Origin of the sequence: Mesorhizobium sp. M0522 (assembly GCF_040321085.1) — a bacterium.
Classification (GTDB): Bacteria; Pseudomonadota; Alphaproteobacteria; order Rhizobiales; family Rhizobiaceae; genus Mesorhizobium.
Genome location: NZ_JAMYQW010000021.1, coordinates 59,446 through 74,690, shown reverse-complemented (window position 1 = coordinate 74,690; position 15,245 = coordinate 59,446). Strand labels below are relative to the sequence as shown.

At 61.6% G+C, this 15,245-nt stretch carries 10 protein-coding genes and 1 pseudogene; 8 read left to right on the top strand and 3 right to left on the bottom strand.

What is annotated here, in order from left to right; translation table 11 throughout:
• The first annotated feature begins 1 nt into the window (after position 1).
• The 3 genes from NKI58_RS21530 to NKI58_RS21520 all read left to right on the top strand — a co-directional run bounded on the left by NKI58_RS21530 (position 2) and on the right by NKI58_RS21520 (position 2,865).
• On the top strand, positions 2 to 1,000 hold the full coding sequence (locus NKI58_RS21530; RefSeq protein ID WP_352570080.1) for an ABC transporter permease: 999 nt from the start codon (positions 2 to 4) through the stop codon (positions 998 to 1,000).
• Positions 997 to 2,178, top strand: a complete 1,182-nt coding sequence (locus NKI58_RS21525; protein ID WP_352577336.1) for an ABC transporter permease — start codon at positions 997 to 999, stop codon at positions 2,176 to 2,178. The genes NKI58_RS21530 and NKI58_RS21525 overlap by 4 nt, the downstream gene beginning before the upstream one ends.
• A gap of 207 nt (positions 2,179 to 2,385) precedes the next feature.
• Positions 2,386 to 2,865, top strand: a complete 480-nt coding sequence (locus NKI58_RS21520) for a class I SAM-dependent methyltransferase (RefSeq protein WP_023675968.1) — start codon at positions 2,386 to 2,388, stop codon at positions 2,863 to 2,865.
• A gap of 37 nt (positions 2,866 to 2,902) precedes the next feature.
• Here NKI58_RS21520 and NKI58_RS21515 read toward each other — a convergent pair whose 3' ends face one another.
• A complete protein-coding gene (locus tag NKI58_RS21515) occupies positions 2,903 to 4,318 on the bottom strand; it encodes an adenylate/guanylate cyclase domain-containing protein (protein WP_352782706.1) in 1,416 nt (471 codons plus the stop codon).
• A 204-nt stretch (positions 4,319 to 4,522) separates the two neighbouring features.
• Here NKI58_RS21515 and NKI58_RS21510 point away from each other — a divergent pair, with 204 nt between their 5' ends.
• From NKI58_RS21510 to NKI58_RS21500, 3 genes are all read left to right on the top strand, one after another.
• Positions 4,523 to 5,329 (top strand): hypothetical protein, encoded by an 807-nt coding sequence (locus tag NKI58_RS21510; RefSeq protein WP_352782709.1) that lies wholly within the window; start codon positions 4,523 to 4,525, stop codon positions 5,327 to 5,329.
• 91 nt (positions 5,330 to 5,420) lie between these two features.
• A complete protein-coding gene (locus tag NKI58_RS21505; protein ID WP_023675972.1) occupies positions 5,421 to 5,945 on the top strand; it encodes a GNAT family N-acetyltransferase in 525 nt (174 codons plus the stop codon).
• A 203-nt stretch (positions 5,946 to 6,148) separates the two neighbouring features.
• The gene (locus tag NKI58_RS21500; protein WP_352782713.1) at positions 6,149 to 7,534 is read left to right on the top strand and encodes a hypothetical protein; all 1,386 of its coding nucleotides are present in this window, start codon (positions 6,149 to 6,151) and stop codon (positions 7,532 to 7,534) included.
• 97 nt (positions 7,535 to 7,631) lie between these two features.
• On the opposite strand, the pseudogene NKI58_RS21495 reads toward NKI58_RS21500, so the two are convergent.
• Positions 7,632 to 7,857 (bottom strand): annotated as a pseudogene (locus tag NKI58_RS21495) (adenylate/guanylate cyclase domain-containing protein); the annotation flags it as partial.
• A 216-nt stretch (positions 7,858 to 8,073) separates the two neighbouring features.
• Here NKI58_RS21495 and NKI58_RS21490 point away from each other — a divergent pair.
• Both NKI58_RS21490 and NKI58_RS21485 read left to right on the top strand, forming a co-directional pair.
• Positions 8,074 to 11,373 (top strand): adenylate/guanylate cyclase domain-containing protein, encoded by a 3,300-nt coding sequence (locus NKI58_RS21490; protein ID WP_352782716.1) that lies wholly within the window; start codon positions 8,074 to 8,076, stop codon positions 11,371 to 11,373.
• Positions 11,374 to 11,392: 19 nt separating this feature from the next.
• Positions 11,393 to 12,073 carry a redoxin domain-containing protein gene (locus NKI58_RS21485; RefSeq protein ID WP_352577329.1) on the top strand — a complete coding sequence of 227 codons (681 nt, stop codon included), beginning with the start codon at positions 11,393 to 11,395 and terminating at the stop codon, positions 12,071 to 12,073.
• 85 nt (positions 12,074 to 12,158) lie between these two features.
• Here the strand turns inward: NKI58_RS21485 and NKI58_RS21480 are convergent, their stop codons facing one another.
• On the bottom strand, positions 12,159 to 15,131 hold the full coding sequence (locus NKI58_RS21480; protein WP_352853737.1) for a trifunctional glycosyltransferase/class I SAM-dependent methyltransferase/polysaccharide deacetylase: 2,973 nt from the start codon (positions 15,129 to 15,131) through the stop codon (positions 12,159 to 12,161).
• Positions 15,132 to 15,245: the final 114 nt, after the last annotated feature.

Sequence of the window (15,245 nt, the reverse complement as noted above, 5' to 3'; positions counted from 1 at the left end):
CGTGCTTCGATATTTTGTCTGGCGCATCGCCGTGATGGTTCCAACGCTGCTGGTCATATCGGCACTGGTGTTCACGATCATCGAACTTCCCCCAGGCGACTATTTCGACAGCTATGTTGCCGAGCTTCGGGCTCAGGGCGAAGCGGTGGATTCCGATCGCATCGAGATGATGCGCAAGGAATATGGTTTCGACAAGCCACCGGTCATTCGCTACTTCTACTGGGTCGGCGGGATGCTGCACGGCGATTTCGGCTATTCCTTCGAATATGAGCTGCCGGTTCGCGACGTCGTCGGGGACCGAATGTGGCTGACGGTGCTGGTTTCCTTCGTCACGATCATCTTTACCTGGCTCATCGCCTTTCCGATCGGCATGTACTCCGCCACGCATCAATACAGCTGGGGCGACTACGGCCTGACTTTCTTCGGCCTTCTCGGCCTTGCGATTCCGAACTTCATGCTGGCGCTGATCCTGATGTATTTCGCCAACATCTGGTTCGGCACGTCTATCGGCCATCTCATGGACCAGCAATATCTCGGCGAGCCGATGAGCTGGGCCAAGGCGAAGTCGATCCTCGCCCATCTCTGGATTCCGGTCTTGATCATCGGCACCGGGGGCACGGCAAGCATGATCCGGCGGCTGCGCGCCAATCTGCTCGATGAGCTACATAAGCAATATGTCGTGACCGCGCGCGCCAAAGGCCTTCATCCCTTCAGGGCGCTGGTCAAATATCCGCTGCGCATGGCGCTCAATTTCTTCATTTCAGATATCGGCTCTATCCTGCCGGCCATCATCTCCGGCGCCGAAATCACGGCAATCGTGCTGTCTTTGGAGACGACCGGGCCGATGCTGATCAAGGCGCTGCAAAGCCAGGACATGTATCTGGCAGGGTCGTTCCTGATGTTCCTCGCCTTCCTGACGGTCATCGGCGTCCTGATTTCCGACCTGGCGCTGGCGCTACTTGATCCGCGAATTCGTTTGCAAGGCGGCAGCACCAAATGAACACGCAATCGCCGCTGCCCGCTCCGGGCGCCCCACTGCAACACTACGTTTCCATCGCCCCCTTTGACCTGCAGTCGGTCGAGGCGATGACGCCGGAGCAGTCGAAGGTCTTTCAGGCGTCGCAGCTGCGGCTGATGTGGTGGAAATTCCGTCGGCACAGGCTTGCCCTTGTATCCGGCATATTCCTGGCAGCGCTTTATTGCGGGATACTGATCTGCGAGTTCCTGGCGCCCTACGATCTGCACACGCGCAACATGGACTACATCTATTCGCCGCCGCAGCGGGTGCACCTGTTCCACAACGGCCAGTTCGTCGGGCCGTTCGTCTATGGCCGCCAGATGACGCTGGATATGGACACGCTCAAGCGGAACTACGTCGAGAAACAGGATGATGTTCAGCGGATCCGTTTCTTCTGCAAGGGCGACAGTTACCGGTTCTGGGGCCTTATCGAAGGTGACAGGCATTTTGTCTGCCCCGCCGAAAACGGCCAGCTCTTTCTGGCCGGCACTGACAGGCTGGGGCGCGATGTGCTCTCGCGCATCATCTATGGCGCACGCATTTCACTGACAATCGGCCTCGTCGGCATCAGTTTCAGCTTCCTGCTCGGCATTGTCATCGGCGGACTGGCCGGCTATCACGGCGGTATCTTCGACCTGATCGTCCAACGGATAATCGAAGTTCTGCAATCGATCCCCAGCATTCCGCTATGGCTGGCTCTGGCGGCGATCATGCCGATAACCTGGAGTCCGATCCTGATCTATTTCGGCATCACCGTCATCCTCGGGCTGCTCGACTGGACCGGACTGGCGCGGGCCGTGCGTTCAAAGCTTCTAGCCTTGCGCGAGGAGGATTACGTTCTGGCCGCGCAATTGATGGGCGCCAGAAGCAGCCGCATCATCGGGCGGCATCTCATTCCCGGCTTCATGTCGCATCTGATCGCGACGGCGACGATCTCCATACCCGGCATGATCCTGGGCGAGACGGCGCTGAGCTTCCTCGGGCTCGGCCTGAGGGCACCGATAACCAGCTGGGGCATCCTGCTCACCGAGGCGCGCAGCGTCAGCGTGATCGCGTTCTATCCATGGCTGCTTTTGCCGATGCTCCCCGTCGTTCTCGTCATCTTGGCGTTCAACTTCCTCGGCGACGGGTTGCGGGACGCCGCGGACCCGTACAAGTGACAGCGCTATTCCGCCGCGCGCAGTGCCGCCGACTCCACCCGTATGATCCTTGTCGGCAACTGTTCGCTTGTTGCAGTGTTCATCGTCCGCCTCTACACGCGGCAAGACTCGATCGGGGTTTAACACGTCGGCCTCGGGTTTCAGCCGCGAAACGCTCTGGTCGGGGGCAGTTGATTTCGTGAACTGGTTCTGGACATACAATCGCACATGAGTCGCCTTGACAGTTTCATCCGGAGGATGACCGCACAGCGCGACATACTTGATCATGTCTGCGCCGAGGTGGCGAAGATGGAGGGGCCTGTGCTCGAGCTCGGCCTCGGCAATGGCCGGACGTTCCACCATCTGCGCGAGCGCCTGCCCGGACGCCGGATCGTAGCGTTCGACCGCGCACTTGCCGCACACGCCAGCTCAATTCCCGAAGCTGAAAACCTCGTGCTCGGCGAAATACGCGAGACGGCGAGCAGGTTCATTGGCATCGACGCCGCTCTTGTTCATGCCGACATCGGCACCGGCTATGAAGATTGCGATGCAGTGACCTCTACCTGGCTTCCCGATCTGACCGCGCGCCTGCTTCGCGTCGGCGGCATCGCGGTCAGCGGCACGCCGCTAGATCACCCGCAGTTGCAACGCCTCCCGCCGCCACCTTCGGTTCCCGCCGATCGTTATTTTATCTGTAGGCGCGTGTGAGGGGCCGGCACGAGCCAAATCTTCAGGGGCCAAGCCTTCAGGGGATCGTGTATACTGCTATCTCCCGGCCAATGCCGCGCAGCGAGACCTCGTGGGGCACGGGCGTCAGCGCGTTCCTGTGTAAGAGATCGGCGGTGAGATTGTCGTCGACCACCGCTCGAGTGGCGAAGATCGCCTGTGCGTTGGCAAGGTTCTGGACCCGCGAAGCAATGTTGACCGTCTGGCCGAAATAGTCCTGTCGCTCATTCATAGACACGGCGATGCAGGGGCCGGCATGGACTCCGATCTTGAGCAGCAGATCCTCGCGCCCGCTCTTGTCGTTGAGCGTACGCATGGCATCGCGCATCCTGAGGGCTGCAGCAATCGCACGATCAGGCGTCGCGAAGGTCGCCATCACCGCATCACCGATCGTCTTCACCACCGCGCCTGCCTCCGCCGTGACGATCTCGTGCAGAACCTGGAAATGCTCGCGCACGAGATCGAAGGCTGAAAGGTCGCCCACCCGCTCGTAAAGCTCGGTCGATCCGCGCAGGTCGGTGAACAGGAACGTCAGGCTGGTGATCTTCAGGCGCTGGTTGATGTCGAGTGTATCCGTGCGATAGAGATCGCGGAACGTCTGGTTGGTGAGCAGGCGCTTGGCGGTCAGGAAGGGCCGGCGTTTTCCCAGGAAATCATGCAATGCCTGGCCGGCGATGAAGACCGTCGGCAGCACGCGGGTGTCGGTCCGGTTTTCCAGCGAAATGCGCAACGGGCCGGGTTGCATCTCCAGCGTCTGGTTCTGGACATGGTCGCGGTCGAAGGCCAAAGAGAGGCTCCGGCGCTCCTTTGTTGGTTCGCCCTTCCCGTCGATGAACTGCGCTGAATGGGTGACCGGCTCGAAGACGATGATGAATTCGGACGGAAGCTGTATGGGCAGAACCGCCTTTTCACCGGGCGCAAGCTCGATATCCTCCAGCGAGAACGCTTCTAGCTTTTTCGCGAAATCCTCTTCCGGCAGATCGACGCCGGACGCCCAGTAGATTTGGCGGAAATATTCCGCCACCGGCAGTTCGTGTGGATTGTGGGCGGCAATCCTGCGCACGCGGGGACTGACGGTGAATGTCACCTCGACCATCTCGTCGAGGGTCGGTGAATAGCCCTCGGAGCACAGCGCGCAGGTGTATTCGTCCTTTTGCAGGGTTTTCAGCGTGGCGTTGGTGTCGAGCACGCCGCCACAGCCGGGGCACAGTACATTCCAGGAAATGTCGAAGATACCCACCCGCGCCGCATGGAGAAAGGCGCTTATTGCGCGCTCCTCGTCGAGGCCATGCTTGCTGGCGAAGGCTGGCGTATTGATGCGGCAAAGTTCGCGGTCCTCGCCCTCCGCGATGGTTCGCTTGATCGCGTCGATCGCCTGCGGATCGACATCGGCCGATTGTCGCAGAAGTGAGAACAGATCCTGAGCTTCGTTCATCGTGCAGGCTCCGGAAAATGCACCCCGAGGCGTTTTGACCGGACCGGTCTTTGGTCCGAGTGCTCCATCTTACTTCGAAACGGACCGTACGGCCATTCGAATGGATAAGCCTGGTGACCGTTCAATTTCCATTCGGCGGATTTTAACCGGCCGCAAGCAGCACTATGATGGTCCATGGAGCATTCATCTTTGGGATTTTCTCCCATGCCGACATCCGACAATCCGCCATTTCCCGCGGCCCTGCGCCTTTTTTCTGCGGTGGTCATCATCGTCCTGATCGTAGGCGCCGGCCTGTTTTTCATGCCTGCGCTGGTGAAACCGGGCTGGCCTTGGGCCGTCACGCCGTTCAATGCGCGCTTCCTCGGTGGCTTCTACACCGCCGAAATGGTCGTGATGGCGGCACTGCTGGTCTGGAATCGCTGGTCGCCCGGCAGGCTCGTGTTCGTCATGGCCTTCATCTTCACCGTCATCGTGTCGGTGGCTTCGTTCATCAATCTCGGCTATTTCAACTTCGAGCGCAAAGCGCCCTGGCTGTGGTTTTTGGTCTATCTTGCTTCGGTCGCGGTATCCGGGCTGTTCCTGTGGCGGGCCAGGGCCCGTCCTTCTGCAAAAGGCGTGACCTTAAATCCCGCATGGAGCGGCTACATGCCGGCGGAATCCGCGATCCTTGGGCTCTATGGCGTCGGCCTGTTGCTGTTTCCCCTGACATTCAGTGGCATCTGGCCATGGCCGATCGATGCCTTCCACGCTCAGGTCTACAGCGCCATCTTCCTCGCCGGTGCGGGCGGTATATATCTCGTCTGGAGAAGCGCGCCGCGCGAGGAACTGCTGGTGCTCGGGTTGGCGCAGTTTCTGGTTGGCCTGCTTGCCATCCTCGGCGTCGTCATCACCGACGCTGCTGTGCACCGGATCGACTGGACGGCGACCGGGACATTGTGCTGGCTCGCCCTTTTCGGCTGGATAGGCATCAGCGGCGTCTTCAAACTCTACGCCGCCTCCCGGTATTTTTAGCTCGCAATCGGCATCATAGGTCAGAGACGGCTGGATTTTCAGGTGGCGTCCGGTGCATCGTACCGGGCCGATTGCCTTCGCCGGGAACGCCATGACCAGCACGACCTCGCCACCCTCCGAGAAAATCCAGCCGCTGCTGCGGTCCGTCCGGCCAAGCGATGCGGAGGCGCTTTGCGCTATCTTCAACATGCCGGGCTTCCGCTGGGGCACGTTCAGGATGCCTTTCGAGATGGTGGAGCAGGTGGCGCGGCGCATTGCCAAGTCCGGCCAGGAAACCACCTGGATCGTTGCCGAGCTGGACGGCAAGGTCGTCGGCCATGGCAGCCTGGTCGTGCAGGGTTCACCGCGCCGTTCGCATATCGGCGAGATCAATGTTGGCCTTGACGATGCCTTTGTCGGCAAAGGTATCGGCTCTGCCATACTTGGCGCGCTGCTTGACGTGGCCGACAACTGGCGCGCCCTGAAGCGGGTCGAATTGACCGTCTATGCCGACAACGAACCGGCCCTCCGTCTCTACAAGAGCCACGGCTTTGAGATCGAAGGCCGGCATGTGAAGGCCGGCTTTACCGACGGGCAGTACCACGACCTCCTGAGCATGGCCCGGCTGCGGTTCTAAGATCCGCTGTTTGGCGTTAGCTGTTTAGCCAGTCTGACAATTCGTGCGGAGCGAACAGGTGCTTGCTCATGGAGAGCTGCGTAGGATACGGCCATTTCGTCTCACGCCATCTTAATCGAGTTGACGATCTATGTGTGGGCCGGCCGCATCCAGCAAGTCTGGTCTCGCTTGGCGTTTGCACCGCAAGCGGCTAGACGGGACCAATGACCGCCGTCTTTGACCCAAGCCCTACCCCTCCGGTGGAAATTCTGGCTGTGCTGTCGCTGCTCTGCCCGGAGGTCGTGCGCGACATCGAGCAGAACTGGAATGCACCGGTTTCCGACTACGCCCGCCATCTTTGGCGGCCGGTGGCAAGGCCTGCATCGGGCCCGGCGATCGCTGCCCGCTCGATCCTGCGCGAAGTCCTGCATCAGCGCCTCGGTAGGATCATGCAGCCTGACGAGATCGGCAAAGCCCTCGACGAGTTCGAGCACAGACCGGTGATTCAGTCCGGCCTGCACTGCCTGCTTCTGATGGACCGGATCACCTTCGATGCCCTCCTGCTTGCCTGGCTCGGCGCGGTCGAAAACGGGCTGTCGGCCTTCGTCGGCTTCATGGGAACGACAATGACCATGGAGACAGTTGGCCGGGAGGGGCCGGGATGGCTCGACGTCGGCGACGACAAGATCAACCTGTTTGGCATGGGGCGCCACAAACTGTGCCGCAAAAGCGCCTGCGTGGCCGGTCCCGTCTCCCTCAACAAGCGCGCGCTCGAAGCGGTGGGCGACGAAACGGATGCCAGCCGCTGGCTGGGCACACTGCTTGCCAGCCAGGACAAGGTGTTTGAAACCGCCGCCGATGCGCTGACTGCCCTGAACCAGGATCTGGTCGGCAATTGGGATCGTGCCGGCATGGCCCTGCCGGTTTTCATCGATGATCGGGCCGCCGCGGCTGCCATGGCGCGGCATCTGGAATATGACGGCAGCCTTCTTTCCAGGCTGCTCATTGAACCCGCAAGACGCCAGCGTCTCGAACATGCCTGGCAAGAGGCCGCATCGAGCCCATTTGGCAGATTCCTGCCCAATGCCACGGACTATTTCTGGGGAATCCGCGAGGAGCGCGTGCGCAAGCTCGTTCTCGAGAACGGGCACCTGATCGAGCCTGACAGGCCGCAAGGTCTTTCCATCCCGTTCGAGCGGCCACATCTCAGGCGGGCGCTGCTGGAAGGCGTGCTGCTGCCGAACTTGTTCCTGACGTTCCTCGTCCTTGCCATATTGCCGCGCGTGCGGGTCGTGGGCGGCCTGAGACAGATTGGCTACGTAGCGCTTTTCCACTCGATCCTTCTGGCCGTGCTGGACGAAAACGCGCCGGAAGAGCGCGATCTGGCCGCGGAGCTGCAGGTTCGGGAAAATGCCTGGGGCATGCGGGTCATCGATGAAAAGATCTCAGTCCGCGAGCAGCTTGCCGGCCTGCCGGAAGTGGCGCTCTTCCCAAACCTGCTCCGGCAATACCGATTGCGGACATTTGCCGAGACGACCGACGACCTGAAACTGGTTCGCGAAAACGCCAGATGGCGCAAGATCGGCCAGGCAGAGATCAAGCCGACCTGAGACTAGTGCGCAACCGCAAGCGATGGCGATCTATTGGGAAGCCTCTAGCGTCTGATCCGGCCGCATAGGCCTCACCTGTCATTGCACCGCACCGCCCCTTGCGGAGCCCATCCACCACGTGTTCGAAATCGACCGGTTCTTGTAGGGCAAGACTTTGCGACGGTATTCCAACGAATAGTCGGGATTGACGCGAAGCACCTCCTGCCATGCCGCGCGGGCTTCGGCGAAACGGCCCAGATGGCCGTAGCTGCGGGCCGGAAGCGCGCGAGACGTCGGTGACAGCGTTGCGAGTCAGCCCGTTGCATCAAGAGGTCAACGGCCTCTCATCTTCATGATAGCAGGAAGACGGAGGGTAAGAGGGAACTTTCGCAGACGACGGCCACGCAGCCGCCCGAATGGGCAGCGCTCTGCCACCGGACCCACACGGATCGCTCGCTGCCGCTTGCCCGTCGACGACTATCGGTGCATCCTTGTGAATAGCCTGGCCGTGAAGTGCGGGCGAGATCACGCCGTCACGGCCACTAGTGAGGTCTTGTTCGATGGACTGCTCGGGCTGCGGTTTCGAGATTGAGGGCGGTTACGCCTTCTGTCCGAGGTGTGGCAGGCGCCAGCCCGTGCCATGCGCCAGTTGCGGCTACACCTGCGCACCTGATTTCGAGTTCTGTCCGAAATGTGGGGCAAGCGTCGGTGCGCCCGCAAAAGCCGTCGAACGGCCTGCTTCGGCACCAAACCGGACCATTGTGCCGCCTTCTCGAACTCCGTCGCTGCTTCCGAACATCGAAAGCGAAGAAGGGCTGCATCCCGTCTCTGACGCCGATCGCCGGACGGTAACGGTCCTGTTCGCCGACCTTTGCGGCTTTACGACACTCAGCGAGCAGCTCGACCCCGAGGTCATGCAAGCGCTGCAGAACAAACTGTTCAAGGAATTGACGGCGGCCGTGCGAAACTTTGGTGGTTTCGTCGACAAATTCATCGGCGATGCACTGCTCGCTTTGTTCGGTGCGCCGGTCGCGCATGAGGACGATCCGGAACGTGCGCTTCGCGCCGCTCTCGACATGATCGCCCGGACGGCGCGGCTCGGCGAAAGCACCCCCCACTCCGGCTCGCCTCTGTTACTTCACATCGGCATAAACACTGGTCCGGTCGTTACTGGCGGATTGGGCATCGGCACCGCCAGATCCTATTCCGTGACCGGCGACACAGTGAATACGGCGCAACGCCTGCAATCGCTGGCCGCACCGGGTGAGGTGCTGGTAGGCGAGCTCACTCACAGGCTGACCCGGCATGCCTTCTCTTACGAGTCGCTGGGTGATGTCGTGTTTCGCGGCAAGGCTGGCAGCGTGCTCGTTCATCGACTGGACGCACCGCTAGCGGTGCCACGTGCAGCGCGCGGGCTCGAGGCGCTCGGCCTCAGTGCGCCGCTAATAGGTCGTGGTGCGGAGCTCAATAGAATGATGGCGAGCCTTGACCAGGCGTGCGGCGGCTCGGCCCAACTTGTCCGCCTCGTCGGAGAAGCCGGCATCGGGAAATCGCGGCTGGTGAAGGAGTTCGTCGCCCGCGTCGGCGACGAGGAGCGTTTTCGCAACGTCGCCGTGCGGCAGGCCACGTGCTCACCGCTGGGTGAACAATCTTTTGGCGCCTTGGGCGCAGTGGTGCGCAGCGCTGCCGGGATGATGCAAAACGACAATGGGGACGAAATGCGGGGGAAGCTCGCAGGCTTGCTTGCCGATCTCGGCCTGCAGGGCGAGGAGGCGAAGCGGCTGATGCCTTTGCTCTATCATGTGCTTGGCCTTGGCGACCCCGATGCCACCTTGCAGCATGTCGAGCCCGAGCAGCTGCGGCGGCAAATTCTCTACGCAGTCCGCACAATCATCGAACGGCGGCTTGCGTTGTCGCCGCTATTGATTGTCGTCGAAGACCTGCACTGGGCCGACGCCGTGTCGCTCGAGGCACTACGTTTCGTGATGGACAGGTTGGAACGCACGCGGTTGATGTTGCTGGTCACGCATCGTCCGGCGCCGGACAACGACCAGCTCGACTCAAGTCGGGTCAGTCACACAGCGCTCAGGCTTCCGCCACTCAACAATGATGACGGACGCAGCCTGCTGGCAGCGCTTTTCGGCGAGAGCTGGGTAAGCTCCGCGGGAGGGCTTCTCGACCAGATCCTCGAGCGCGCGGGCGGCAACCCCCTTTTTGTAGAGGAAATCGTTCGCGGGCTTATCGATCGCGGTGTACTGATGCGAGAGGGCCAGCGATGGCGGACTGTGGCAGGCGAAGTCGCAACCGGCATCCCCGCCACCATCCAGGCAATGTTGCTTGCCCGCGTCGACCGGCTGCCCCAAGAGGTGCGCCGGTTGGCCCAGGAGGCCGCGGTAATCGGCCCGCGCTTCGATGCCACACTTCTGAAAACCGTGACAGCCGACCCCGGCCGGCTCGAAGCCGGCTGCGAACTGCTTTGCGATGCGGAAATCATCGAGGAAGTTGCCGGATCAGGCTCGGTCTCGTCTCAAAGCTACCGATTTACGCAAACATTGCTGCAGGACGTGATCTACCAGAATCTGCTCCTGCAACGCCGGACCGAAATCCACGGGCGGATCGGTGCTGCCTTGGAGCAACTGTGCGGCGACGAGCCGGAACGGCTCGAGGATTTGACCGTGCTCGGTCATCATTTTGCACAGAGCGCCGAGCGGGAGAAGGGCGCGCATTACCTGCAGGCGGCAGGCGATCGCGCTCGCATGATATATGCCAACGACGACGCCCTTCGTTTCTACGAGCGAGCACTGACTGCGTTGGGGGCGATCGGGCAAACACCGCTCAAACTGGCAATTGCAGAGCGCATTGCCGATTTGAGCGGCCCGGCAGGCCGCCGCGAGATCGCGCACCACCACTACGAGACGGTGTTGCAGGCATACCGCGAGTCGGCCAATCGCGTCGCCTCGGCGCGAGTTTTGCGTAAGATCGGTCGGCTACTCTGGGATGTCGGCAAGCGGGACAAGGCAGAACCCCGCTATGCTGAGGCGGCAGCGCTCCTCGATGGAGCGGATGCCCCGATCGAGCAGGCGCATCTGTGGCAAGAACGTGGCCGACAGGCGTTCCGTAGCGGAGATCACGCTCTCGCGGCAAAATGGGCAGACGCGGCGCTGGATTGCGTAGGCACACTGACAACGGAGCATGTCTCCGAGGTAAGGTGTGATGCCACTCTTGTGACCGCCGAGGCACTCAATACCAAGGCTGTCGCGCTGGCTCGACTTGGGCGAAACCGTGAGGCCGTGCGTCAGGTTGAGCGTAGCATTGAATTGGCCGAAGCCGCCGGTCTGCTGGGCGCGGCCTGCCGCGGCTACACCAATCTCGGCGTGCTTTACACGACCATCGATCCCGCAAAGGCGATGGAGGTCTGTCGGCGCGGTCTTGAAGTGGCGCGCCGTATTGGTGATTTGGGTTTCCAGGCGCGCCTCCTCGCCAATCTGGCGGTCGCTTGTTGTACTTTCACGGATCGCTGTCCAACGGAGGGCGTGCCTGCTGCCGAGAAGGCCATCGAGATCGACCGGGCGCTCGACCAGCGCGAGCACCTGCCGGTGCCGTTGATCGTGCTTGGGCAGATCCACCAGTGCAACGGCCGTCCGGACCTGGCGGTTGGGTTGTTCCACGAAGCACTGGACGTAGCTCGCGAAACGGGCGAACCCCAACTGCTGTTTCCGTGTTATGATGGTCTCGCAACGCTTAATCTCGACCTCGACAATCTGGCCGAGGCCGAACGCTACTTTTCCCTGGCGCAGGGTATATGCGCCCAGCACGGGCTCGACCCGGAAGCGCTTGTGGTGCTGCCTTTTCTCGACTAGCCGGGGTTGGAGGTTGGAAATGTCCGCGCGTAGTGACTTGGTGCCGCTTCAACCGGGCGACCGTGCGCCAAACGTGGTACTCGACGCCATTACCCAGGAAGGCAAGATCGCGCTTGACGATTTTCGCGGCCAAAAACCGGTGCTGGTCGGCCTGTTTCGAGGTCTGCATTGCGCGTTTTGCCGGCGCCATATCGCCGCCCAGGCGCGGCTTGATCCGGAGCTGCGCGAAAAGGGCGTGGAGAGCCTGACGGTGGTCAACACGCCGATCGAACGGGCGCGTCTCTATTTCCGCTACCATCCGATGCCGAATCTGCTTGCGGCCTCCGATCCTGAACGCGCTTCACATCGTGCTTTTGGACTGCCCAATCTCGAATTCACCCAAAACGAGACGAACTGGCCGTACAAGGTCTCGATGGCAGCGGCAAAGGATATGCGGGTCGACCTACCAGGCGAGTTGCCCGGTCCTATGGATCCTCTTGCGGCCAGCGAAATCCTCAACAAGAGGGACCATTACGAGCTGACCGAAGCCGACGAGCAGATGCTAGCAACGGGACACGGACAATTGGTCGGTCAGTTCCTGCTGGACCGGCAGGGGATCGTCCGCTGGAGCTTCACGGAGGTTCCCGAGGGTGGGCGATACATGTTTGGGGCGCCAAGCCCGCAGGAGCTGATGTCAGCCGTATCCCAAGTCGCCCAATAGACTTGCGAACGAGGTAAGCGGGCGGGACACCGAATAAAAAGCGGAACCAATTTGTTACAAATCTAGATACTGGCAAGTTCACCGTTCATGCGAGCACGGCCTCGACTTTGCCAACAAAGTCATCGAGCAAGTGATCTCCGCGAATCTCGATGCGCGGAAGGTCGATGGGATCGCAATCAAGGTCCGCCGGCCCGTGTCTGCCGCCGAAGCCGATTCGATAGCCGCACTCCTTGGCCAGCCTGCCAAGCCGTCGGTCGGTGACAGAGAAGGGTGCCGCGAACGCCGTGGTTGGCCGACCGGTCCATCGTTCGATGAACATACGAGAGCGCAGGAGCTCGGCGGCCAAGTCAGAGCTCGACAGACCATCGATCGCGCGATGCGTCGCCAGATGGCTTCCGAAGAACGCACCTTCGCCGGCGAGGCGTCGCACCGTCCCAGCGTCCATAAGCTGCGTCGGCGGGCCGCTGTAGGCGTCCCATTGTGCACTTTCACCCACCAAGTCCGTCACCAGGAACACTTCCGCGGTCAGGTCGTTCGTGCGCAAGGCCGGCCAGGCATGGTCGGCAAAGTTCTGGAAGCCGTCATCGAACGTGATGAGCACTGGGCGGCCAACGAAAGGCTGACGGTTGACGATGAACCATTCCAGCTGCTCGGACCTAATCGCGTGAAAGCCATTGGCGCGCAGCCATGCCATTTGGCTGGCGAATGCGGCGGGCGCGAGCCGAAAACGGGCGAGCGCGGCCGGACCATCATCGGCGACGCTGTGATACATGAGGACGGGGATACGCTGCCGCCGCTCGCTACGTGCCACGTCGCGGCGCAAGGCCCGCGCCCCGCCCCAGACGATATTTCGCGCGACCCCGATTTCAACGGGTGCGCGGATTGGCACATGATCTACCATCGGTTCCGTCGCCACGTCGCCTGGTGACAAGCGGCGGAAGCGGTCTATGCGGTAGAGCTCGGTCTGGATCGATTGCTCGAGGACGAGGCCGTCGGTCGCTGCCAGGGTCTCTGAGATCGCTTGTGCACCGAATGTGTTCCAGTCGAAGCCCGTCCTTCCAACATTGTCTCGTAGCACAAATGCGTGTGCGCTGATGAAACTGCCGCCAGGCGCCAACGCCTCAATGAGTTTTTTGGCGATGCGCCGCACATCGGCGAGATCATCCAGGTAGTAGAGCACTTCCGAACACACGATCAGATCCATTTCGCCCGGCAGCGTGTCCGCAGAGAAATCCAGTACGCCGAACTCAACATTCGGCTGATCGCTGCATCGCGCGCGCGCCCGTCCGACGGCTACGGCGGAGATGTCAGTTGCGGTCAAATGGCCCACGCGCGGCGCCAGCTGCCGCGTGAAGTGGCCCTCCGCGCAGGCCAGCTCAAGCGCCCGTCCGATGGGACCGGCAGGCAGAATTTCGAGCTGCCGCTCATATTTTTCCTGCTCATAGGGCGAACCGTAGTTCCAGGGATCCTCGGTCGCGAAATGGCGATTCCAGAAAGATGTGCGATCATTGTCGCGCCCATCCGCGGCCCGTGCACGGCGCGGCGCTGTAAAAGACTCTTTAGTTTCGGCGCTCGACCGAACCAGCGCCTGCGCTTCCGCGGCCAATCCCGCGAGTTTGCCGAAATGGCTGTCCCGATCAGACCGGCGTCCCGCCATGGACAACAATGCCTCGGCTGCAAACATGTTTGACTTGTCGGCACCGGCGCCCTTTTGCGGTGCATCTACAGGCGATCGCCTTGCAAGTCGCGCGGCTGTGTGCATAGGCCGCTCAGGGGGCACGAAATTCAGGATCAATTCAATCCAATGACGCCTTGTCACTCTCCCGAGTACGCCGAACTGCACGAGAGCCTCGATCTGGCCATCCATCATCAGATGGGCATAGATTTGATCGATTCCTTCCGGCACTTCGATCGAGGCCGGATTTCGCGCGTCGACACGAATTCCAAGTGTCCGCGCCAGCCTGCGCGGCGCGGCAAGATCGTCGACATCGAGCAGCATTTGCTCAAAGTGATACTGCACGCGGCGAGCCGCGTCGGGATTATTCCAGACCTTGCCGAGTTCGATGATCAACTCGGTGAGGGAGCCGCCGAACCTGTCCCACCTGGCAGCCAATTGCGCTGGCACCGACAGGCTTCCTACCATAAGGCCATCGACGGCCACCTTGGCGATCTCACGCGCCCACTTACGTCCTGCCGGGAGCGCGCGCAGGGACTGCGGGTTGATCGAGCGCGAGCCGCAGCCGCAATCCGATGCGGCGTTCCACAACGCGAACCACGCGAGTGCTTCTGAAGCGGTGCGGCCGTTCGCCTCGATCGCTCCATTGGCGTGAGCCGATGCCGGGTGTTTGACCCTGGGATCGGCGGAAAAGCCGCGGGCGATCACGATTTCGCCATCTGCCAGCATCTGCGCCGAATTGCGGCTGAGCGAGTTGGGGCTGACCCGATAGAAAGCGAGCGGCTCGTCGACCATCACCCAATGTTTGCCTAGACGTGCGAGGCGCTGCCACAGATCCCAGTCCTCGCAGGTGCGCAGCGACACATCGAAGCCGCCCAACTCGGCAATTGTCTTCCGGTCGACGAGCAGCGCGTGAGTGCGGATCGCGCACCGGCGCGCGAATGTTTCGAAGGGCTGGATCGCAACCTCCGTCGCGATGCTCGACTGGGCGAGTTCGCCATCGGGCATCACGCGCCGGGAACCGCAATAGGCGGCGACCGCATCGGGCGCGGCTTCAAGTGCGGCCAGCATTTTCGCAAGGAAGCTGGCATCCACCCAATCGTCCGCATCCAGAAACATGAGCCAGTGGCCGCGCGCTGTCGACATCCCGATATTGCGCGCGCCGGCGGCGCTATGCGCGCAAGAGCTCAACGTCCGAAACCGGGCATCGTGCTCCACATAACCGGCGATGATCGCGGGGGTGCGGTCCGTGGAGGCGTCGTCGATGATGATCGCCTCCCAATCCACTATTTCCTGATCGAGAAGGCAATCGAGTGCGCGCGCCAGCGTTACCTCCGCGTTGTGCGCAGGAACCACGATTGAAACCAAGGGATTATGCGCCACGCCGTGTAACCCGCGCGTTGGTTCGAAGGTAGAACAAGAGTCCCGAAACATAGCCGGCGATTTCCTGCCAAAGGAAACGGTCCTCAGGGACGCGGCGTCCAAACAGTCTCCTGC